The sequence below is a fragment of the Mariniflexile fucanivorans genome (assembly GCF_004341235.1).
GTDB classification, from domain to species: Bacteria; Bacteroidota; Bacteroidia; order Flavobacteriales; family Flavobacteriaceae; genus Mariniflexile; species Mariniflexile fucanivorans.
This window is the reverse complement of sequence record NZ_SLUP01000009.1, coordinates 244,456-268,603: the sequence shown is the minus strand read 5'-3', so window position 1 is coordinate 268,603 and position 24,148 is coordinate 244,456. Positions and strand designations below refer to the sequence as shown.

Here is a 24,148-nt window from a genome sequence, read left to right as displayed (position 1 = left end):
ATTTTGGTATCGGTTTCAATTGAAAGATTTCGTACTCGATTATCATAGTTAATAGTTTTTGCTTCAAAACCACTAAAGACACTTTGATAGAATTCGATAATATGTCTAACATGTTGCCCAATGGTTGCACCAAATAATGTTGTAGATTGAAATGTAAATTGCTCATTTGTTAATTGAAGCAATACATTTTTTATTTCATTTAAATTCTCTTTACAATAGTTTTGCATTTATGCTTGATTTAAGAAATAGACGTCTTATTTTGTTTTCCGGACATAGTTGGTTAATATGTAAAAGCTTATTTTTTCCAGATTCTCCCTGCAAAAGGAACATCTACTACTGGATTTGTAAGATGATTTGAGTAGTTGCTTAATGTTTTTACTGCTATGCCTGCAACAATACCTAAAACGTGCATTTCAGTATATCCGGTTGCTAAAAAATCATCAACCTCTGATTGTGAAACACGTCCTCTATTTGCGGTAAGCGAACGTGTTAGCTTTGATAAAGCCGCTAATTTAGTATCGGGAACTTGTTTATTATCACGAATAGCATTTGTGACTTCAGTAGGAACTTTGCTCATCATATCTCCCACGAAACTGTGGGCTGCCATACAATATTCACAATTATTTTCATAGGCTACTGAAAGAAAAACCACTTCTTGTTCAACAGAATTAAAGCCAGAATTAGCTCTAAACGAATTATAAGAATATGTGTAAGCATCTAGCAAAGCTGGGTTAACCCCCATTTTTTGATACATGTTTGGAATAAAACCTAATGCTTTTTGTGTTTTATCTAAAATCGCTTGAGAAATTGGCGAAATTGTATTGTTTTCTAATTTTAAATGTGCCATAATAATATGTAGTTAAAAAACAATCTTGATGAGTAAATCAAGATTGTTTATTTGAATTAATAATTCGCTTCTACAGTAACTTCTACTGTTTTAGCAATATTTGTAGAAGGTTTTCCTCCTTTGAAAGCTATCTCATAATCAGCTAGCGTAAGATTAAATTTGGATGCCAAACTAATTTTTCCTTCTTTTATCACAACTGTTGCTTTTTCCTTAATAGGTTTTGTAACACCATTTATGGTTAAGTCTCCAGTTACATCTACATTATAAGTTCCGTCTTTAGTGAAATTTACAGCGTCAAGATTCGCTATTTTTCCAATTAGCTTTGCTTTTGGATTTGCCTTTGTATTTAAAAATTTTTTACTATTAAAATGCTCTTGCATTAATGCTTTTTCAAATTCAAAACTCTGCATTGGAACAGAAAAAACAATATCTCCGGAAGCAGGAGTAATAGTACCTACTGATGCATAATTATTAGCTTCAATATTTTCGGCAGGTGTTGTGGAAAAGAATTTAAAGTGTGTTTTTGTACTTACTTGCTTTTGAGCAGAAACTGTTAGTGAAATAGTCACTAAAGCGATCATTGTTAAAATTACTTTTTTCATTTTTCTAAAATTAAATTAATTATTATTTACTTGTTTATTTTGACACGATGTCACATTTATCTATAATGACGTTTTCATACATTTCTAAATCAGAATCGAAAGCCGCTCCAGAACGTATCACGCCCTTTATAGTTATCTCATCACCAAGTTTTACATTATTAGTATGAGCATTCGTTTCTACAGTGAAAGTTGCGCTTACACCAGCTTTATCTGTAGCGTTTTTAAGAAGTATTACTTTTTGGTTATTAAAATCTTCAGAGATATCGGAAACGATTCCCGTAATTTCTAAAACTTTTGAATTACCCTCTTCGTCAAGATATTTTGCATTTGCAGCTTTAGCGTCTGTTAAATATTCATTAACTATAGCACTTGCCCTATAACTAAAATCTGTTTCGGTTGCTTGAACATCTCTTGCTGGTTTGTTGAACATGTACAATGCTATTCCTGCCACAATTAAGACCCCAATGGTTAGGGTTAATAAAATTTTCTTTTTGGTTGACATATAAAAATTATTTATAAATATTGTTTAACTGAATGAACAGACTTTAACTACACAAGTTCCTGACAATTAAATTGAAAAAATTATTGAAATACTCTTAATTGATTGATTTTCATAAGTTTGAATAATTTTTATATGGCAACAAAAAAAAAGCACCACAATCTCTTGTGATGCCTTTAGCATTACTAAACAACTATTGGTTTAGGACTTATTGATTTTCTCGATAATTTTTCGTTTTCTTTCTTCAGAAGAATCTGTATTGATTTTAGATTTACTGTTAAATAATTTAGATATTGCCTTATCAATAAACTTAGATTGATGTTCATAAGACGAACATGTTTTGCACATAGATTTATGAAAATATAATTGTGCTCTCTCTTTTATTGATAATGGCGTGAGAAACTTTTTATCAATTAATTCGGTTGTTTTTTTACACGAATTCACCATTGTATCCATTATTCTTTTAAATAACATTTTATTAATTTTTAAAAACAAATTATACCCATTTCAGTTCCAAACATTTTTTTAAAAGCAGTTTAGCTCTGTGGATGATCTGCCAATAATTGGACACAGTTATATTCAAATCCTGACAAATCTCATCTGCTTTTTTATTTGTTAAATATTTTGAGTTTATAGCAAAATTCCAATTTTCAGGCAAATCGTCCATACAATGCTTCAAGACAATATTAAACTCCGGATTATCAAGTAACTCTTCATCTTGATTCCAAATAGGGTTTATGGTAGTGCTTTTCCAGTTTTCAGATTCATCAAAAAATCCTTCAGAAATCTCATACCCTTTATCTTCTGATAGACTTACAGTTTTTTTGGTTGTTTTTGCATTTAATCTATAATAATCAATGATTTTATTATTCAAAATTGAAAATAACCAGGTTTTAGGTTGGCTGTTTCCCTTAAATGAATCTATTTTGTTGTAAGCAGCAAGAAACGTATCCTGCACTAAATCTTCAGCAGTTTCTTTGGAAGATGTTTTGTAAAAAGCCCAAGAATAAAGACCATCACTATATTCGTTGACCCAATTTTCAACTGTTAATTTAGAATCTACTTTGATGGCATCCATGAATATATATTCCATTTTAGAAACTCAAATATACTATTTATGACCTAATAAAATGTTTTTTAATTATATTTATAAGGAACCCAACTGAAAACAAAAACCCTACAGTTTTAGAGAAACTGTGTGGAAATGAATTGAATTCTATTTTGTGTCCTACCGCACTCGCAAAAACAAGTTGGAGAATGAAGGTTAGGAAATTATTTAGGCTTTTGGGAATTGAATTTAATTTAATATGAATGTTTCTCAAAAAGAGGTTTAAAAAAGGCTAAAATCTAAACTAAAAGTTGACTTATTTTATCAAACTAAACTATTTGAGGTCAAATGGCATATACAAAGTTAAATAAATGTTAAAAAGGGGCAAATTCGGTGTCACTAAATTTTAAGGGGCGTTTTAAGCCTTATATACACTCGAAAAATGTAAAGGTGGATAGTTCCATCTTCTCCACTAATAAAAACCGCAACGTATTGGTATTGAATACAATTGCGGTTTTTTTTTGTTTTTGTAAATTGTACGCTTTAAATATTATCTTCGAACTCGACAAATTCTAATTTTTAAATTACAGATTCAAGATTATGGACAGTAATTTCTAATTACTCAAACATTACTATTCTAGTTTCCAATAGCTTTAAATATTTTATTTTCATGTCATCAGAAAGAAAAGAAATTTCAAGTAATTCCTTCCATACAGGAATTGCTTTTTTCATTTGTTCTAGAATTATAGTTATTGTTTTTTCGTTGAGTTGTAGCCTTTCTTTAGCGTAATAGTCAATAAAATCAGCTGAGTTTAAATTACTTTTTTTTCCTTTCAAGGTGAGCGCTATTTCTTCATCGGGATTTTTAATAGCTATGGTAGAATTTAGGAAATCATAAATGGGCGATAGTGTTGTTTTACCATTTTTAGTAATCAATGAAAAGTTTTTCAAGTGCATATCTTCATTTCCACTAACATAGCAAAAAAGTATTCTTTTGAAAAAATCAGCCTTTTCAATAGCAGGAAATGTACAATAGTCGTCAAAAACCGGAATGAGTTTCTCCATTGTAAAACGGTATTTTGTATCTCTAGTATTTCCAGTTAATTGAGCAAAATCTTCCGTAGCCCATTTTTTTCCTTTACCATAGCGGTCAAAACGTTTAATAAAATAGGATAAACTACAATCTTTGCCATAAAGCATTCCGTGAAAAGGAACTTCTAAACCAAATGCTTTTGCCATTCGCATGGTTACATCTTCGTTTTCTGGTAATTGTGGGAATAAATCGTTTTGTGGCTTTATGATATAAGTTCCAAATTGATCAACTATTTTAAATTCTTGATCCACTATAGAAACAGATGCGCTAAGCTTTGGTTGTACTCCTTGAATGGATAGCTTTTTAGCTCTATTGGCGGCTTCTTGCCGTAACTCTACTGCTGTATAAGGTAAATTGTTTAAGTGCGTTAACTTAGGAGCAATCATGCGTATTCCTTTTTCGCTATAGGTATTCGTTCCGCATAATGTGTATGTAATGGGACATCTATTCATTTTCCAATAATTGAACTGTTACAGATCCTACTAAATCGTTTCCTGTAGCAATTAGTTGAGAGAAATAATCTTTTTTATCAATTTTGGCAATGCGTAATAAACCTTCCAACATGACACCTTCAGGCAATAGCCCTTCGAAAAAAGGAGGAAAGGATTTGTAGCTATACTTTTTTTGATTAGTGGGCATCGTTAATGATACTGCTTCACCATGATAATTTTGATCGTACTCAAAATGATAGTCGTTGGCAGTTACTTCAGTTAAAACTCCAGCTCTTTTACCGTGAGCCAATATGATTGCTTGTCTCATGATTATTTAGTTAATGGACTTTTAAATTCTACTTTAATGTTGAGTACCTGGAGTACTGCAAATAGATTATTTAATCGTACCGTTTCTTTGTTCTTTTCAATATCAAAAACAGTTGTTTTACCAACTCCTGCTAAATTAGCTAGTTCCAGTTGGGTAAGTCCTGCTTTTTTTCGATGGTCTTTTATCAAAGCACCTAAATCAAAATCATTCATTTTACACTGTTTAGGCGGTAAAAATACGTAATTTAAATATTTAGCGATACATGTTTTGCGTAATATTGCATTTTATTACTGTTATAGCAGTAATTAGAAGAAGATTCATAATTTTTTAAGGATGAAAAGATACAGAAAGCACTATATTACTGCTAAGACGGTAATTAATTAATATATTAACCCGTTTTGCATGATGATTTAAAACAACAATGTTTTTTTAGAACCGCCATTATTCTAGGTTTTACCCACAAAGCCACAGCAATGCATAAAGTCCTTTATTTATTAACTCACTAGGTAAATACCCTAACTTTTTTTTAAAAGCAACCGTAAAGTGTTGGGGGTTTTTATAGCCTACTTCATAGGAAGCTTGGGTAATGGTATAATCATGGTTTGAGATCAATCGAATAGCTTTTTCAATCCTTAAGGAAGTAATATATCTAAATACAGGCATTCCATAAACTTCCTTAAAAAGACTTTTAAATTTGGAGGTGTTAAAACCAGCTAAAACAGAAAGTTTTTCTATACTTAGCTCTTCTTTTAAATGTGTTTGAATGTAATTTTCAATTTTTATTAAAGCCTCCCTTTCTTCCTTCCTTAACTTGTTTGCAGTAATTTCAGAATCTTTTGATGTTAATGCTATAAGTACCAATTCTGTTAACTTAGACTCTAAATAAGATTGCTTTGTTCTTCCATTAAATGAACAATTAAGAAATTCATTTAAAATACTTTTTAGTTGTCTATTTAATACCAAGCCTTTATTAAAAAACGCATAAAACTGGTTCTTTTTTTTTGCTTGTTCATACTTTTTTAAATCTTTTATAAAACCAAAATCCATTTTATCGGCCAAAAAAGACTCCGTAAAATATAAATTTAAAACTCTTTTTTGATGATTATGATATTTATAAGAATATTTGGAAGCGGGAATATAAAACAGGTTATAGGTGTTTTTGTTTAAACTAAAATCTTTATTAACGGTACCACTCGAAGTAAAAGTCACTTCGCCATCAATTACAAATTGAAGTAAAAAAACGGGATGATTTTGAATGACTTGTAATGTGTGGCCTTCTGATGATTTTTCATTATTATAATCTTGGAAAAATACAAATGCGTTATTTACATGGGTTTCTTTTATCGTGCAATTAATGCCAGCTCTACAATCTGAATATTCTTCTTCAGACAAAGAGGTGGTTTCAAAATCTTTATTAAAAATCTTTACCAGTTCACCTCCATTACACTCTGAATTTTTAAATCTAAATTCCATTAATTCCGTTTACGTTATAATAATTTCCTTTTGCGTTATTAAGAATGAGTCTAAACAAAATACTTTTGCAAATGTAGAATTATTTTTATTAAGTCTAAATAAGTGAATGTAAAATTATTATTAATCGCCTTTGTAATTGCGTTATCAGCATATTCACAAAACAACCAAAATACAATCTCAGGAAAAGTAGTAGATAGCTCTGGGCAGCCGTTACTTGGCGCTACCATTGTTATTGAAAATAGTTCGCGAGCTACTATTACCGATGAAAACGGCCTATATGTTCTTAAAAATATACACCCAGGGAAAAAAATAGTTATTGCTTCGTATATGGGGTTCGAATCAAAATCGAAAGAAATTGTTTTTACTAAAAACACAATAAATAAAAATATTACAACAGACTTTTCTTTAAATGAAAAGCTAGAATCTTTACAAGAAGTAAATCTTCAAGGTAAAACCTCAAAAGCTAAAATTGAAACAGAAGGCTTTGCCGTAAATGTTATTGAAACTAAAGAAGCCAGTCAACGGAATATCCAAACAAACGAATTATTAAACACAAGTGTTGGAGTTAAAATTCGTCAAAATGGCGGTTTAGGTTCAGAGGTTAGTTACAGTTTAAATGGTTTGTCTGGTAGTGCGGTACGTATTTTTATTGATGGCATTCCTATTTCCGTATACGGTTCTTCTTTTAACTTGAACAGCATTCCCCCATCAATGATTAAACAAATTGAGGTTTATAAGGGTGTTGTTCCTGGCCATTTGGCTGATGATGCTTTAGGTGGAGCTATTAACATAGTGCTCAATAAAGGAACTAAAACTAATTTTAACGCATCTGCTTCTTATGGTTCTTTTAATACTTTTCAAACAAGTGCTAATGGCTTATATCGTTTTGAAAAATCTGGCTTCACAGTAAAAGCCTCTCTTTTCCATAATTATTCTGATAACGATTATGAGGTTTCTGGCAGAAGTGTTGTCGTTACCGGTTTAGGCGGCGTGCAAACACCTATAACAGCCAAAAGGTTTAATGATGCTTATAGATCTACTGGTGGAATGGCACAAATTGGCTATACCAATGTGAAATGGGCAGACCAATTTTTGGTTGGCTTTACAGGTTCAGATGATTATAAAGAGGTGCAACATGGTGCTTTTATGACTATTACACCTTATAAAGACCGGTTTTTGGAATCGGATGCGAAGTTGGCAAACTTAACTTACCAAAAAAACAATCTTTTCACTAAAGGATTAGATGTAAATATAAACGGCTTATATGGCAAACGAAATCGTGTGGTTAAAGATACCGTAGCTTGGGCATATAGTTGGAATGGTGAAAGAGCTATTGATTACAAAGGAGATGAATACAAGTATACTTGGGGCTCTCAGCAAGAAGGAGGGCCAACCCTAGCACATATCAACAGAAATGTGGCATCTATAAGAACAGGGCTTTCTTACACAATTAATAAAAACCATAAAGTTTTATTAAACCATGTTTATAATGGAATTGATAGAGAAGATAGTGATGCTTTAAGGTCTGTTTTAGAAAACACATTTATGGGCACAAGAGATTTGCACAAGAATATTTACTCTTTAACCTACGAATTAACGGCTTTTCAAGACAAGCTAAAAACGAGTTTGTTTGGAAAACATTACCGTCAAAAAACTATAAGTATTGACCCTGAAATTGAAAAAGACATCAACGGAAACAATGTAATTGTAGATGAAATTGTAAGTAGCCATAAAAAATATGAAGGTTATGGTTTTGCGCTGTCCTACGCCATTATTCCTAACATAACTTTATTAACCTCGGCCGAAAGAGCCATACGTTTACCCAATGAAACCGAAGTGTTTGGAGATGATGGCGATAATGTGGTCGCAAACCCAAGTATTAATCCGGAACTTAGTAACAATTACAATTTAGGATTTCGATTTGGAACGTTTAACTTCAAAAAGCATGACTTTACCATTTCAACAAATGTTTTTACACGAAATATTAAGGATAGAATTGGCTTGCCTATTGAAACATCACTAAATGTTGATGATGAATTAATACTTTATGTTAACCAAGGTAGTGGAACCTCCAAAGGCGTAGATGCTCAATTAAATTACACTTATAACAACAATTTAGCACTCAATTTCAATATGTCTCGGTTTGATTTGAAAATTGAAAACAGAGGCGTGGAAATAGATGTGCCTAACACCCCATTTTTTACCATGAATGGAAGCCTAAACTATTCATTTAAAGATTTAATTCAAAAACAATCAAGATTAAACCTATTCTACACCATGTATTTTACCGATGAGTTTTCATACTTAGTTCCGCAAGGATCCAATACCGTAGGTGATGATTTTTTCAAAGTACCCGAGCAAATAGCACAAGATTTCGGACTTAGTTATGCATTTCCAAACAACAAATTGGTAATGAGTTTCGACATTAAAAATATATTCGATAAACCCGTATACGATAACCTTTCTGTACAAAAACCAGGAAGAGCTTTTTATTTAAAACTAAATTATTATATCAACAAATTTTAAAACCAATTCATATGAAAAACCAATTTTTAAACCTTAAAAACTTAGCATTTGCGTTAAGTGCTTTATTGCTAACTGTAAGTTGTAATGATGACGCAGATAAGCCTATAGATGAAGACAAAGGTGATGAAAGTAGATGGATTACTGTGGCCGCAGCTAAAATGGGAGATGCCCCAGGAGATGGCAATGGCGGAACATTAATTTATTCCATTAGTGCTGAAGATGCTAAAGACCCAACAAAATCTATTGCACCCTTTGATAATGGATTTATAGCTCCTTCAAATAGAACGGCTCGTTTACAAGCTTCAGAAGATGGCAATACCATTTTCAATATAAGCTACGCAGGAGATACAGGTGGTAACTACACTAAATACACAGTAAATGGCGGACAAAATTTTACCCCAACAGGCTCTGAAGTAAGTATTGCTCCTTATGTAGGAACAGCTCCAAGATGGATCAAATTATTTGATGGAGATAAAACAGGTTCGGCTGTTTATGTGAATACAGAACATGTAATTGATGATAACGATACCCCAACTGATGCAACAGATGATGTCTATACCCGTACAAATGCGACCATTGGTGTGGTAACCTTAGACTTAGAAAATTCTTTAATAAAAAATTTCCAAGAGCATAGCGTTCCTTTAAGTGCAGAAGAAGAAGCTAACGGTTACTATATTTCTAGAATTGACATGCCTACTTTAAATGCGGCTGGAAATAAATTATACATTGGCGCACGTTTAAGCAAAGTAAATCCTGCTACTGCAGAAAGCGATAGCGATTACGAAATTTTAGGTTCTAAAACCATTATATTAGATTACCCATCGTTATTAAACCCTTCGGTAATTACTTCTACCGTAGGAAAAGGAAATACAAATGGATACCGTAGTATTAATGCATTTGAATACGACGGAAGTGTTTACCAAGCAAACCAAAGTGATCCACAAGGGTCTCATATCTTAAAAATTGGTTCAAACAATGAATATGATAGTTCTTATGTATTTAATTTAGACGATGCATTAGGTGTAGAAGGGGCTTATATTCTTGCCTGGAGACCAGCAGCTAATGGAAAAGCGGTAGTGGCGTATCGCCATAATGGATCTATAGAAGGCGTTTCTGGTGCTCAAGGATTTTTTGCTTTGGTAGACTTAAATGCTAAAACCGCTCAAAAAATTGATGCAATTCCTTATCACCAAGATATTGATTTATTCCAATACCAAGGTTTCGCTGTAAATGGTAATGAAATATATATTACCGTAGCTCCTGTAGGCCAAAACGGGAACATTTATGTGTTAGATACCGAAACAGGATTAGTAACCAAAGGTGCTCAGTTAGTAAATGTTACTGGAAGTCACTTTATTGGAACTTTCTAAATAGATAAGAAAAAAAACTTGTAATTCCCTTTCTGAATTTATTAGAAAGGGAATTTCCCAATAAAAAAAACAAAATGAAAAAAGCATTTCTTCTACTAGTATTAGCTCCAGTTTTTCTTTTTGCACAAATAGAACAAAGTTCTAACGAACTTCACAACCGAGCTTTTTGGCAAACTCAACCAGATGTTGCCACTTTAAAACAAAAAATAAAAGAAGGTAATAATCCTGTAACGCCTAATCCGGCAGCTTTTGATGCTCTTTGTTTTGCTATTATGGGAAAAGCGCCTGTAAAAACAGTTGAGTATTTACTTTCTATACCTGGAAATGATATAAATAAATCTACTCACGATGGTAGAAGTTATTTAATGTGGGCTGGTTCTGCTGGAGATATAGAAACCATGAAGCTATTATTAAGTAGAGGTGCAGATACTAAAGTAGCAGGTAGCCACGGTTTTAACTGGTTTACATTTACTGTAAACACCGGTCATGATAACACCGCTATTTATGATTTAATGGTAGCCCACGGGGTAGATTTAAATGAAACCAACCGAGCAGGTGCCAATGCCATTTTATTATTAGCTCCACATAGCAAAGACGGAAAAATTATTGAATATTTTCAACAAAAAGGGTTAAGCACCCAAGCGACGGACAAGGAAGGAAACAACATTTTGTTTTACGCAGCCAAAGGCGGCAATATCGATTTAATGAAAAAGTATATTGCTGAAGGTTTTGATTATAAAACGATCAATAAAGATGGAGAAAACTTGCTGCTTTTCGCAAGTCATGGAGGAAGAGGTTATAGTAATCCGTTAGATGTTTATCAATATTTTGATACTCTAGGTCTTGATATGACTTTAATAAACAACCATGGTGAAAATGCATTGCATAATATTGCTTCAAATACAAAAGATGCTAACATTGTAGATTTTTTCATCAAAAAAGGAATCAACATCCATCAAAAAGATAACAAGGGAAATACTGCTTTTTTAAACGCAGCTAAAGGAAATAACTTGGAAGTTTTACAAAAAATGATTCCTTTAATTAAAAACATCAATGAGCAAAATAATGAAGGACTTACGGCTATTACCTATGCAACACAAAGCATTAATCTAGAGGCTTTTGAATTTCTAAAAGAAAAAGGAGCAAATGTTAATATAGTAGACGCAGAGGGCAACAATTTATTCTACCATTTATTTAATGCATACAGCCCAAGAAATAGCGAAAATTTTGAAGCTTTTGAAAATGCATTAATCACAGCAGGTGTTTCTTTTAAAGATGCTTCAAAAAAGGAATCTCCATTACATATCGCTATTTCTAAAGAAGAAAAAAGGTTAATTCAAAAAGCATTGGATTTAGGTGCTGATGTCAATCAAAAAAACCATAATGGTTTAACACCATTACATTTAGCTGCCATGAAAGCTACCGATGCCATATTATTACAACTTTTATTAAGCAACGGAGCAGACAAAAACGCACTTACCGATTTTGATGAAAGCGCTTATGATTTGGCTCAAGAAAACGAGTTGTTAAAGAAAACAGATGTTTCTTTTTTAAAATAATTTTTAAATTCAATTTATATGAAATTTTCTAAATACATTCTTTTGGTGGTATGCTTATCGTTCATGGCTTTTAACACCATTGAAAACATGGAGCCAACACCAAAATACAAATGTATGGTTCAGTTAAAAAATTACAAAGGCGAGGGCGCTTATGTCGTTGTATCTGTTATAAACAAAAACAACAAATACCTTAAAACGGTACATATTTTAGGCGAGGATGAAAAATGGTATCCAGACATGCCTACATGGTGGGCTTTTTTCGAAAATGCTAAAAAACCAAATGTAGATGCTATTACAGGAGCAACCATTGCAGGTGGAGAACGTTCTATTTTTACTTTTCAATTAAATGAAAATGATTTAAAAACAGGTAATAAATTACGCTTTGAAACGGCAGTAGAACATCAAGATTATTACGAAAAAGATTTAGAAATTTCATTAGAAAACAAAAATCTTAAAAATAAATTTGAAGGTACTGGATATATCCGATACGTTAGTATTATACCAAATTAAAAAATATGCTTAGCAAAATATGGAGATTCAGTCATTTTTATTTAACTGTATCTTCTTTCTTATTTCTACTTCTAGCCGCTGTTACAGGGGCTTTTTTGGCTTTTGAGCCCATTCAGGAAAAACTGCAACCTTTTCATATAAAAAATGCCGAAGATGTTTCGGTAGCTCAATTAATAAACACTTTAAAAAATAAATATGACGAGGTTTTAGATATTGAAGTAGATGAAAATTATTTTGTAAAGTCAAATGTTTTCAGCATGGATGTAGTGGGCGATGGACAATTTTACATCAACCCTTTTGATGGTAACAAAATTGCTGATATCCCTCAAAAAAATGCTTTCTTCGAATTTTTAACCAATTTTCACCGTTCCTTGTTTTTAGAAACCCCTGGAAGGATTTTCGTTGGTATTGTCTGTTTTTTATTGTTTTTAATAGCCATTACAGGTTTGTTATTAGCAATTAAAAGACAAGGTGGGTTTTTAAAATTTTGTTCAAAAATAATTAACGATAAGTCTATACAGTACAACCACGTCGCTTTGGGTAGGTTCATGTTAATTCCTATCATGATTTTAGCTTTATCTGGCACGTATTTATCTATGGATAGGTTTTCATTATTGCCAGATACAAAAGATGTAGTTAATAACCAAAAATCTACCCCTAATAAAACCATCTCTTTTTCTGAATTTCCTATTTTTAAAAACACAAGATTAAAAGATGTCCAAAAATTGGAATTTCCTTTTTCTAATGATGAAGAAGATTATTTCATTCTCAATTTACACGATAAAGAGCTTAAAATCCATCAAAAAACGGGCGACATTGTACAGGCTACCAATTATCCTTTTACAAAAATTTTAGCTATACTAAGCTTTAATTTACATACAGGAAAAGGAAGTATTATTTGGTCTTTAATATTGTTTTTAAGTTCGTTAGCCATTTTATACTTTATGTATTCGGGTAGTATTATTGCCTATAAAAGGTTGCGTACTAAAACTAAAAATAAATATAAAGCAGATGAAGCCAACTTTATTATTTTAATAGGTTCAGAAAACGGGAGTACTAAAATATTAGGCAAAATAATACAACAAGCTTTGCTAAAAGTAGGCAAAAAAGTGTTTTTAGATGATTTGAATAATTATACCTCTTACACTAATATTGAACAACTTATTATAATTACTTCTACTTATGGAGAAGGAGAACCACCAAGCAATGCGAATCTGTTTTTAAATAAACTACAGCAAACTAAAATAACAAAATCTTTTACGTGCCATGTTATTGGATTAGGCTCCTTTTCTTATCAAAAATTTTGTGAATTTGCTAAAAAAATTCACAGCCAAGTTTTATTACAAGACAACATTAATGTACCTGCAACGAATCCTTTACTAATTCATAATCAAAATTATGAGCAGTTTAGAAACTGGATTTTAAAATGGTCAACTTCTTTAGATTTAAACTTAGAAATTCCAAAAGAATTAGCTTCTAAAAGACCTAAAGAAACGGTGTTTAAAGTTGTTGATAAACAAAATATTATCGATGAATATGATGAAACTTTCACACTAACATTAACGGCACAAAAAAGAAGAAAATATGTGCCTGGAGATTTGTTAGCAATTACACCTCCTAATGAAACCTCAGAAAGGTTATATTCCATAGGTAAAAACACTAAAGGAGATTTGTTGTTGAGCGTAAAAAGGCATTCGCAAGGTGTTTGTTCCAACTATTTAAATAATTTACAACCAAGCCAAGAACTGAAGGTAACCATTAAAAAAAATAAAGATTTTTATCTGCCAAAAAAAGGCAAACAATTTATATTAATAGCTAACGGCACTGGAATTGCACCTTTTTTAGGTATGATTCATCAAAAAAGCAAGGGCTCAGTATCTTTATATTGGGGCACAAGAACTAAAACATTGGAGGATTTTTATAAACCACAAATTTTACAAGCGATTAAAAATAATACGCTACAAGCATATCATGTTGCTTTTTCCAAAGGTGAAAGTCCGTATAAGTATGTTCAAGATTTAATTATAAGAGATGAAGAACACATAGCAAAAACACTTTTAATGGGTGGAACCATTATGATTTGTGGTTCTATCGCCATGCGTAATGTTGTTTTTAATCTCTTAGAGAAAATTTGCACTAGTAAAAAACTAAAACCTTTGGAACAATACAATAACAATAAACAGATTTTAACAGATTGCTATTAATTTCTATTTTAAAAACACAATAACCTTGCTTACAACCTCTTTTAAATGTTCGGGTAAATCGTCTTTTCCCCATGGATGAGATGCACCAAAAACATGGTTGGCACCATCAATTATTTCCAGTTTACTTTTAGAATTCCAATTGTGAAGTTGATTAGCTTCATTAAGTAACACACTGGTATCATCATTTCCATGAATGATGAGATGTGGTATTTTTAAGTTTGAAACGGCTCGTTTAATAGTCAGGCGTTCTTCATTAGCCTTAAAATCTTCGTAAAACTGATAAAAATGTGGCATTTGTTGATGTGTTCTCCCATTTTCAACATATTTTACGCCTGTTTTTTTCCATGATTCTATTTCTTGTTTAGCGCCCATTCTGTTCCCAAAATCGGACACACTTGCTAAACTAATTAGCTTTGCTATTCGGTTATCTTCTTCTGCTTTAATGGCTGTAATACCGCCACCTCGGCTATGTCCAATTAATGATAGATTGTTTGCGTCTGTTATGGTTTTTATATCATCATTATTGAAAATCCAATCTATAACCGTTTCTAAATCGTCTAATTCTTTTGTGTAATTATTATTTCCAAAAGCTTCCAAATCCGGAAAATCTATTGGTTGCTCAACCGTGCCACCATTATATGAAAAGTTAAATTTTACAAAACAGAATCCTTCATTAGCAAATTGTTTTGCCATCACATTCCAAGCGCCCCAGTCTTTAAATCCTTTGTAACCATGGCAAAAAATAATAACGGGCAGGTTTGTTTTGTTTTCTATGTAAGTAACATCAATTACTATAGGTTTTTGATGTTTTCCGTTTATGGCTATGTGTTTTTGTGTTAGCATTTTTAAACTTCTTTTTCGGTGAATGGAATATTCGGATTGCAGATCTCTAAAATAAGCTGTTTTAGTTCCATAGTAAAATTATCAATGGTTTCTTGAGTAATTAAAGTGTCTTTTTTGGCATAGGCTCCAGCTTTATCTTTTTTGGCAAAATTCAAAAAGCCTGCACTTAAGTTCTTAAATGAAATAATTCCAGCCTCCATGGGCAGTTTTATATCGCCCGAAAGTTGCATCATTAAGGCATAAGTAAGCACCTGAAAACTTTTGCTGTACTTTTTATAATCGGTTGTAATATCTTCCCAATTTACAATTTCAACTAGATTTTGGTCAACACGTCCTGTTTTGTAATCAATGATGCGTGTCATGCCATTGTACTCGTCTACCCTATCAACTTTTCCCACCAGTTTCACAGGAAAATTCAATTCTGGAATATCTATACTAATTTCGTTATTTGCTTCAATATCTAGAATTTTAATTTGGTTTCCAGCTTTTAAATCTTGAAGTTCCAAATCTAAAAAATTGGACACATAACGTTTTGCAATTTCAAAAATAATCAGGTTTTTTCCTTTGGTAATATCACCTTCTTTGTATTCTTTTTTAAAGTGATATGTAACTTTATCTTCAATTTGAGTTTTTAGGTTTTTAATAATTTCAACCTTTAAAAACGTACCTTTTAATGGTTTATAAAAATCTTCAAGGGTGTTGTGCACAACCGTTCCCAAAGTATTGGCGGCAACGGTTTCCTCAACATCATCATGCTCTTTTATTTTTAATAATTTCTGTTGATAAAAATCTATCGGGTTTCGTATATAGGATGTTAATGATGAAGGTGAAAATCCTTTTTCAGCAAGTTTTATAATTTCAATTTGAAGACTTTCAGTTTTATAAACGGTATTTAAAGAGGCTTCTATAATTGGGACTTCCGGCACTATAATTTGATGGTTTATGTTATGGATTTTTTCTAATTCTAATTGTGTTATAAACCTACTTTTTTCACCACCGGTAAGCACATCAGCTTCCGTATTGTATAAAATGTAAACATTTTTCGCTCGTTGTAAAAGTCGATAAAAGTGATAAGTATAAACGGCGTCCTTTTCTTTATAAGTTGGAAGCTTGTTTTCCAATTTCACATCAAAAGGAATGAACGAATTATTACTTTTCCCTGAAGGAAGTACCCCTTCATTAACCGAAGAAATGATAACCGTTTCAAAATCTAAAACACGCGACTCCAACATCCCCATTATTTGTAAACCTTGCAACGGTTCACCTTGAAAATCTAAAGTTTCAGAACTTAGCAATTCTTTATAAATGCTGAATAGTGTTGAAATATCTTTGATATGTTGGTACTTGGTGTTTAAACGCGATAACTCATTAAACAATTCATTAAAGCGAAATAAATACTCTAAAGAGAGTAAATTAGCCGTCTTATTGGTGTCTAAACATGTTTTTATATTAATGATAAGCTGAAAACAATTCTGTAGTGCTAAATCGATTGTTTTGCCCCAATTTGAAAACAAAAGATCTATAATACCAGCTGAATTAGGAGCAATTGCTTTAAGTCGATCTGCTGTGAGATAAATAATGTTATTTGCATCTATAGTTTCAATTATTTTTGAAGCATAGTCAACCTGTTCCACATTAAAAAGAGGTCGTATAAATTGATGCGACATAACATTTATAACATCCTTGTAATAAAAGCTATTTGATGGGGTTTTATGAATGTAAAACAGGGTTTCAAATAACCAAGCTAGCGGAATGGACTTTAATGGAAAACCCATAGTTATATTTAAAGCTTCAATGTTTTCTGGCAGGGCGTTAAGTACCAGGGTCAATAAATTTTCATCCCCTAACACAACAGCGGTATTTTGTAAAGTTGGGTTTTCCTGTTGTAATTTTTTTAACAACGAGCCTATTTGTTTTGCTTGCCCAATATTTTTAGGAATTCCTAAAGTTGAAATATTTTTTTCTTCTGAATAATTTGTTGTTATCCAATTAAAAGGATTGGTTTTAAAATAAGGCCATTTTTTGTGATGTTGTCTTGTAAATAAACCAGCATCGTGGTTGTCACTATTAAAAAAAGTAGTGTCAATATCCCAATAAACTTTTGCTAAATTGTTTTGAAGTAATTTTTGAATAATAGTTTCTTCACAGGTATTAAGCGCATTGAAGCCTAAAAACACATGTTGTTTTTTATTATTTTTTTCAATGTAGCTTTCTAAATTTGCAACTGCTTCTCTATAAATTAAACCTTGATAGCCTATTTTTTTATTCAAAAGCTGTTCGCTAAAATGTGTATAATAGCTGTGCAATTTGTTCCAAAAGGCCAAATAGTTTTTTATAAATTTTGTTTGATTTTCTTCAAGCGACCAATGATGATTCTCAATATCTTTAATGGCACTTAAATAATTGAAAATATTTTTTTGAGGAATGAGGTACCTATCAATTTCGTTAAAATCTTGAAGTAAAATTTGTGCCCATTTGGAAAATATTTCAAACGAATCGGCATCTTCTTTTTTTGTAACTTGAATATAGGTGTTATAGAACTCGAAAAGCAATTCGGTATTTGAAATAGATTGAAGTTGAGATAAATCTTCAACAAATTCTTCAATACTAATGATGGTGGGCGAAAAAATAGTTTGGTTACTAACTTTATGTAGTTGATGTTTTAAAAAGAGTCCAGCCCTTTTACTAGGTAAAATAAACGTTAGCTCAGAAAGATTTGAGTTGTTGTTTTGTAAATCTTTTAGAACATCAAAAATAAAAGTTGTCATTGTATAAAAATAAAAAACGCTTCGGATATCCGAAGCGTTTTTAAACTTATTTATTTTTTACTTTAAAAGTATTATTTAGCTAAGTTAATTTCAACACGTCTGTTGTTAGCTCTACCTTTAGAAGTATTGTTAGAATCGATTGGTTTAGACTCACCGTAACCTTTAGAAGAAAGTCTGAACTCATCAATACCGTTTTTAGTTAAGTATTCTTTAACTGAAAGCGCTCTAGCATCAGATAAGTCTTGGTTTAGTTTTTCACTACCAACACTATCAGTATGACCTTCTACTGTAAATTTAGAGTTAGGGTATTCTTTAAGAATTGCAATGATATCACCTAATACTTTTTCAGATTGAGATTTGATAGAAGATTTTCCTGTATCAAATAAAATCGTTTTAGCGTAAGCATTTAAAGTTTTTTGAACTTCTTCTGAAACTTCAGGACAACCATTGTTAGCAACAGTACCTTTTACAGAAGGACATTTATCATCTTTATCTAATACACCGTCACCGTCAGTATCAGGCCAAGGACATCCTTGGTTTGCAGCTGGACCAGCAGTAGTAGGACATTTATCGTCACCATCAGTTACACCGTCACCATCAGCATCTGGACAACCAGATAACGCTTTTAAACCAGCAACAGAAGGACATTTGTCATCTTTATCAGCAACACCGTCACCGTCAGCATCTGGACATCCGTTTAATTCAGCTGTACCAGCTTCGTTTGGACAAGAATCTTTGCTATCTTCAATACCATCACCGTCAGTATCAGGACATCCGTTGAAAGCTGCAATACCAGCTACATCTGGACAAGCATCATCTTTGTCAAAAATACCATCACCATCAGTATCAGTTCCACCAAATTTGATAGAGATACCAGCAGTATGTTGGAAATGAGTGCTTAAGTAATCTTCAAAAGCATGTTTATAAGCAGTTTGAAGTGTTAAACCGATGTTATCGTTAAACCAAATGTTTAAACCTACAGTTCCGTTTAATGTACCAGCTCCAATTTCATCAACCCAAGTGTAACCACCACCAACTCCTAAATAAGGATCGATAGTTGTTCCTTGAAGGAAATTGTATTTAATAGTACCGTCAACTCCATAGTAAGATAAATCACTTACAGAAGAGTCTCCAAAGTTTTCAATTTTATTTAATGAACCAGCTACTCCAAAAGAGAAACCTTCACCTATGTTTTTAGACACAGAGATAGTTGATAAAGAAGGTAAAATGTTCCAGTGGTCGCTTACGTTAAAGAAATCACTAAACATGTCTCCAAGAGGAGCGTCTTCCCCTGTTGGAAAGAAGTCAACTGCGTTTGCACCAATGGTAATTTGCCATGGGTTGTTTTTGTCTTGCGCATTAGAGTTGCCATAACCAAGTATAAGCAACATAGCGAACAATAATCTGCTAAGATTTTTCATATTCAAAAGTTTAATTTTTAAGTGTTAATTGTAAACAAAAGTAAGTTGTTAAATTTTATTAACAAAGACAAATATATAAAAAAATTGAAGAATTCACTTATTCATTGCTATTTCAGAATGATTTTACATAATTTCAGATTTATTTTATAGAATATCCATCAATTTTGCGACTTTAGTAAACGCATCAATAGCCTTATCAAGGTGTTCTTTAGTATGAGCTGCCGATAATTGTACGCGTATTCTTGCTTTTTCTTTAGGAACTACCGGAAAAAAGAAGCCGATAACATAAATTCCTTCTTTTAAAAGCATATTTGCCATAGTTTGGGATAGTTTAGCATCATATAACATAACAGGAACAATGGCTGAATCGCCATCTATTATATCAAATCCTGCACTTTTCATTCCTTTTTTGAAATAATTGGTATTCCATTCTAAGGTATCACGTAATTTAGTATCGTTAGCGAGCATATCAAAAACTTTAATAGAGGCACCAACAATGGCAGGCGCTAAAGAATTTGAAAATAAATAAGGTCTGGAACGTTGGCGCAACATTTCAATAATTTCTTTTTTGCCCGTAGTATAACCACCCATGGCACCACCTAGAGCTTTCCCTAAAGTACCTGTAATAATGTCTATTCTATTTAAAACGTTCTTTTCTTCAAGTGTTCCTCTGCCAGTTTTACCTATAAAACCAGCTGCATGACATTCATCTACCATTACCAAAGCATCATACTTATCGGCTAAATCACAAATTTTGTCAAGTGGAGCTACGATGCCATCCATAGAAAATACGCCATCGGTCACTATTATTTTGAATCGAGCCCCATTTTTATTGGCCGTAATAAGTTGGTTTTCTAGATCTTCCATATTGCTATTTTCATAGCGATAACGGGCCGCTTTGCATAAACGAACTCCATCTATAATAGAAGCATGGTTTAAAGAATCTGAAATAATAGCATCTTTTGTACCTAATAAAGGTTCGAAAACGCCACCATTTGCATCAAAAGCGGCGGCATATAATATAGTGTCTTCAGTTTGGTAGAAATCGGCAATTTTTTGTTCTAATTCTTTATGAATATCTTGTGTACCACATATAAACCTAACGGAACTCATACCGAAACCATGTGTATCCATAGCATCTTTTGCAGCTTGAATGACATCGGGATGCGATGATAAACCTAAATAATTATTAGCACAAAAATTTAAAACGGTCTCTCCCGTGTTTAAAGTGATTTCTGCACCTTGGGCAGAGGTAATAATGCGCTCTTCTTTAAAAAGCCCGTTATCTTTTATGTCTTGAAGTTCTAATTGTAGATGTTCTTTTAGTTTTCCGTACATAATTTTGAATTTTTAAACCGATTAAAATTAGTGTATTGTTAGATAACCAGTATTAAATTAAATTTTATTCAAAATTACACTTCTTTTACTGAAATATCATCATTTATATAGACAAGAATCTTCTTTTTTACAACAATATTCATGTCTTCTAACACATCTTGATACGATTGCAATTGCTGAATGTGTTTTTTATCTTCAAAACCTGTTTTATAATCAATAATGACGGCTTCGTTTTCAGTATTTAAAACCACGCGGTCTGGTCTTAGAATGATACCTTCTTTGGCGATAATATCGCGTTCATTATAAATAGTATTATGGGGTTTATAATGGGCATCAAGTTTTGGGTGATTAACAATTTGAGTCACTATTGTTTTAAGCTTCTCAGCTTGTGACGTGTTAATGATGGCTGAATTGATATAATTTGTTATTACAATATCAATATCGTCGCTCGTTTCAATATCAGACATGATGTTATGCACCAAATTTCCTTTTTCTATAGCTTCTTCTTGGTTGGTGTCCCAAAGCATTCCCGATTTTGTAACCACCTTTATATGATGTGCTTCTTTTGAAGTTGAAATAAACTCCCTTTGAAAACTGGTGTTTATAGAAGTTGCTTTAGGTTTTGACGTTTTTTCAATACTTCCGAAGGTGTATGTTGCCTGCGAATCGTTCCAAACGCCCAACTGCTGTAGATAATTAATGAATAGACCTGAATATTTTTTACTGTTAATATCCCCTTTTGCTGAAATATCTTTAGTTGAAATAATATAAAGTTGCTCCACAGCACGCGTAAGTGCTACATATAATAGGTTGATATTATCAAGTTCTTGCTCCGATTTATGATTGTTAAAAATCTCCAAACCAGCATCGCCAAAATGCTCAAAATCTTTATTGAAATTCAGTAAAGTATGTGAGAAACCTTTGTAAAGATCTTTATTTATAGGAAACCACTCTTTGGGTTCTAATTCTCGGTAAATATCTAAATCGGCATACGGAAATATAACCACAGGGAATTCCAACCCTTTCGATTTATGAATGGTCATAATTTGAACCGCATTTTGCCCTTTGGGCGATACAATACTTAAACTTTCTTTTTTCTTATCGAAATAATCTAAAAAAGCAGAAATATCAGAGCCTTTTTTCTGGGAAAAATCTAAAACAATATCTAAATAAAACTGAATGTAAGCGTTGGATGTTTTAACTAAATTAAAGCCTCTCACAATTGTTTCAGCTAAATCGTAAAGCGGAAGTTGCAATAATTCATGGTTATTTATAAATACATGATAGGCTTCAAAACTTTTAAATAGTTGCGAATCATTTAATAACAAATGCGAACTAAAATAATCGTGTTTATTTTCAATGCTATATAAAGTTGCCAAATAATCTAAAACGGCAATTTTTAATTCGCTGTTTTTCGGCTGAATTAAAAGTCCCATTAAATTGTTCACAAAAGCTACCTCGGGTGCATTGTTAATTAACAAAGTTTCAGAGGAGACAATGGGAATGTGGTGCTGACTTAAATAATTTGCTACGGCAACGCCCTCTTTTTTCTTTCTAACCAGAATACAAATATCCTCCAGTTTAAAACCGTTATTTTGGCAATCTTCAATGGTTTTTAAAACATGTTCGGTAAAAACTTCATCTCTATCATCATCTTTTTCAATGTCTAAAAAAGATAATTCTACATAACCTTCATTCGTTTTATTTGTGTTTTGATGCGCATTTTCATAAAGATTTTTATAAGCTTCATTGCTAAAAACCTGTGTTGCTAAAAAATTAAAAAAGCCATTATTGAAGGCGACCACTTCTTTAAAACTCCTGAAATTAGTGGGTAAGTTTTTTAATTGTTTATCTATATGAAACGGATTGTCGTTATGAAATAGCCCAATAAACTGTTCTGCTTTACCACCACGCCAACGGTAAATAGCTTGCTTTGCATCTCCAACTAACATGGTGGAACCGCTATCTGTAGCCAATGAATTATCAAGCAACGGAATTAAATTTTGCCATTGCATGGTCGATGTGTCTTGAAACTCATCAATAAAATAATGTTTGAATTTTTCACCAATGCGTTCGTAAATAAACGGGGTAGGTTGGTTGCTTATTTCTTTGCTAATAATGGTGTTAAATTCAGAAATAAGCATTTTGTTCTGATCAACCTTTAACGTTTTTAGTTCATTATTAATGGCGTTTAAAACGGATAAAGGCGTAATATTTCTATAAAAAGCGTTCAAAAATTTAATATGAAAAACGGCTTGCTTGGTTAAGTTAAAAACGGAAGCAATTTCAGGTTGTAACTGTTCAATTATGGAAGCAATTGCAGGTGTTACCCGTTTTGGATATAGCGTACTATTTTCAATATCTTCTTGCCATTTTGTGCCAAAAGAAACATCAAATTTTTTGTCAGCTAACTTTTGAAAGTGTTTAGGTAAATAACTCGATGAAAAATCATTGAATTCTAAACCAGCTTCTTCTATCAACGTTAATACACTTTTTGCGGCTTCAATAATGCCCGTTTCTGTGGTGGCTACTTCTGTTTTTAGTTGTTTTTTTAAAGCTATAAAATCTAGTAAAGTTTTGTCTTTTAAAGTTTCAATAAAAGGGATATCGTTTTCATTAACCAACAATTTCGCTATTTTATTAAAATCGAAAGATACATCCCAACTTTTATCATCATCGGCTTTTTCAATAGCAAAATCCACCAACACATTGGTCAGTAGTTTGTCCGTACCAGCTTTTGCAATTAGGCTATCAACCGCTTCATTCAATAAAGCTTCTTGGTCCAATTCCACTTCAAAATTTAGAGGTAATTTTAAATCGAATGCAAAGGTTCTTATAATTCTATGCGTAAAACCATCAATGGTCGAAATATCAAAAGCTGCATAGTTGTGAATAATGGTATCTAAAAGTTTTTTAGATTTTAAATGAAGTTCTTCGGGCGTCATCTGCAATTCTTCACAAATAACCTCAAACATACTGTCAGGATTTTCTAAAATTTCATTTGAAGAAAACGTTTTAAGCACCTCAATAATACGTTCTTTCATTTCAGCAACCGCCTTATTTGTAAAAGTTATCGCTAAAATGCGTTTGTATTGGTCTGGATTGTTCGATTGAAATAAAATTTTTAAATATTCTTTTACCAACGTAAAGGTTTTGCCACTACCTGCGGAGGCGTTGTATATAGTAAATGGATAATTTTGAGGCATGAATTTTTAAATTTTGATACAAGATAAAAACTATCAATGGTTTGATAACAATTAATTATTTTTAATTGATGCGTTTTATCCG

At 32.1% G+C, this 24,148-nt stretch carries 18 protein-coding genes and 1 pseudogene; 5 read left to right on the top strand and 14 right to left on the bottom strand.

Annotated features, from left to right (window positions below; translation table 11 throughout):
* From EV196_RS17675 to EV196_RS17635, 9 genes and pseudogenes are all read right to left on the bottom strand, one after another.
* Positions 1 to 227: pseudogene (locus tag EV196_RS17675) on the bottom strand (DinB family protein); the annotation flags it as partial.
* A 68-nt stretch (positions 228 to 295) separates the two neighbouring features.
* A complete protein-coding gene (locus tag EV196_RS17670; protein WP_132219099.1) occupies positions 296 to 847 on the bottom strand; it encodes a carboxymuconolactone decarboxylase family protein in 552 nt (183 codons plus the stop codon).
* Between the two features lie 56 nt (positions 848 to 903).
* Positions 904 to 1,449: a YceI family protein gene (locus EV196_RS17665; protein ID WP_132219098.1), complete on the bottom strand. Its 546-nt coding sequence runs from the start codon at positions 1,447 to 1,449 to the stop codon at positions 904 to 906.
* 34 nt (positions 1,450 to 1,483) lie between these two features.
* Positions 1,484 to 1,951 (bottom strand): OB-fold protein, encoded by a 468-nt coding sequence (locus EV196_RS17660; RefSeq protein WP_132219097.1) that lies wholly within the window; start codon positions 1,949 to 1,951, stop codon positions 1,484 to 1,486.
* Positions 1,952 to 2,444: 493 nt separating this feature from the next.
* On the bottom strand, positions 2,445 to 3,041 hold the full coding sequence (locus tag EV196_RS17655) for a sigma-70 family RNA polymerase sigma factor (RefSeq protein ID WP_243652272.1): 597 nt from the start codon (positions 3,039 to 3,041) through the stop codon (positions 2,445 to 2,447).
* 573 nt (positions 3,042 to 3,614) lie between these two features.
* A complete protein-coding gene (locus EV196_RS17650) occupies positions 3,615 to 4,541 on the bottom strand; it encodes a HipA domain-containing protein (protein WP_132219096.1) in 927 nt (308 codons plus the stop codon).
* Complete coding sequence (locus tag EV196_RS17645; RefSeq protein ID WP_132219095.1) at positions 4,534 to 4,848, bottom strand: HipA N-terminal domain-containing protein; 315 nt, start codon at positions 4,846 to 4,848, stop codon at positions 4,534 to 4,536. Before EV196_RS17645 ends, EV196_RS17650 begins: the two co-directional genes overlap by 8 nt.
* Positions 4,849 to 4,850: 2 nt before the next feature.
* Complete coding sequence (locus tag EV196_RS17640) at positions 4,851 to 5,060, bottom strand: type II toxin-antitoxin system Y4mF family antitoxin (protein WP_106659579.1); 210 nt, start codon at positions 5,058 to 5,060, stop codon at positions 4,851 to 4,853.
* A gap of 241 nt (positions 5,061 to 5,301) precedes the next feature.
* Positions 5,302 to 6,321, bottom strand: coding sequence for a helix-turn-helix domain-containing protein (locus EV196_RS17635; protein WP_132219094.1), 1,020 nt, complete (start codon positions 6,319 to 6,321; stop codon positions 5,302 to 5,304).
* A 102-nt stretch (positions 6,322 to 6,423) separates the two neighbouring features.
* Here EV196_RS17635 and EV196_RS17630 point away from each other — a divergent pair, with 102 nt between their 5' ends.
* The 5 genes from EV196_RS17630 to EV196_RS17610 all read left to right on the top strand — a co-directional run bounded on the left by EV196_RS17630 (position 6,424) and on the right by EV196_RS17610 (position 14,490).
* The gene (locus EV196_RS17630) at positions 6,424 to 8,847 is read left to right on the top strand and encodes a TonB-dependent receptor (protein ID WP_243652271.1); all 2,424 of its coding nucleotides are present in this window, start codon (positions 6,424 to 6,426) and stop codon (positions 8,845 to 8,847) included.
* Positions 8,848 to 8,858: 11 nt separating this feature from the next.
* Positions 8,859 to 10,217, top strand: a complete 1,359-nt coding sequence (locus EV196_RS17625) for a hypothetical protein (protein ID WP_132219093.1) — start codon at positions 8,859 to 8,861, stop codon at positions 10,215 to 10,217.
* Between the two features lie 74 nt (positions 10,218 to 10,291).
* Entirely contained in the window at positions 10,292 to 11,776 is a 1,485-nt protein-coding gene (locus EV196_RS17620) for an ankyrin repeat domain-containing protein (protein ID WP_132219092.1), read from the top strand.
* A gap of 18 nt (positions 11,777 to 11,794) precedes the next feature.
* The gene (locus EV196_RS17615) at positions 11,795 to 12,286 is read left to right on the top strand and encodes a DUF2271 domain-containing protein (protein WP_132219091.1); all 492 of its coding nucleotides are present in this window, start codon (positions 11,795 to 11,797) and stop codon (positions 12,284 to 12,286) included.
* A 5-nt stretch (positions 12,287 to 12,291) separates the two neighbouring features.
* Complete coding sequence (locus EV196_RS17610) at positions 12,292 to 14,490, top strand: PepSY domain-containing protein (RefSeq protein ID WP_132219090.1); 2,199 nt, start codon at positions 12,292 to 12,294, stop codon at positions 14,488 to 14,490.
* Between the two features lie 3 nt (positions 14,491 to 14,493).
* Here the strand turns inward: EV196_RS17610 and EV196_RS17605 are convergent, their stop codons facing one another.
* The 5 genes from EV196_RS17605 to EV196_RS17585 form a co-directional block, all read right to left on the bottom strand.
* Entirely contained in the window at positions 14,494 to 15,333 is an 840-nt protein-coding gene (locus EV196_RS17605; RefSeq protein WP_132219089.1) for an alpha/beta hydrolase family protein, read from the bottom strand.
* 2 nt (positions 15,334 to 15,335) lie between these two features.
* Positions 15,336 to 18,101 (bottom strand): PD-(D/E)XK nuclease family protein, encoded by a 2,766-nt coding sequence (locus tag EV196_RS17600; RefSeq protein WP_132219088.1) that lies wholly within the window; start codon positions 18,099 to 18,101, stop codon positions 15,336 to 15,338.
* Between the two features lie 71 nt (positions 18,102 to 18,172).
* On the bottom strand, positions 18,173 to 19,522 hold the full coding sequence (locus tag EV196_RS17595; RefSeq protein ID WP_132219087.1) for an OmpA family protein: 1,350 nt from the start codon (positions 19,520 to 19,522) through the stop codon (positions 18,173 to 18,175).
* 144 nt (positions 19,523 to 19,666) lie between these two features.
* Positions 19,667 to 20,860 (bottom strand): glycine C-acetyltransferase, encoded by a 1,194-nt coding sequence (gene kbl / locus EV196_RS17590; RefSeq protein ID WP_132219086.1) that lies wholly within the window; start codon positions 20,858 to 20,860, stop codon positions 19,667 to 19,669.
* Between the two features lie 74 nt (positions 20,861 to 20,934).
* Positions 20,935 to 24,066 (bottom strand): UvrD-helicase domain-containing protein, encoded by a 3,132-nt coding sequence (locus EV196_RS17585; protein ID WP_132219085.1) that lies wholly within the window; start codon positions 24,064 to 24,066, stop codon positions 20,935 to 20,937.
* Positions 24,067 to 24,148: the final 82 nt, after the last annotated feature.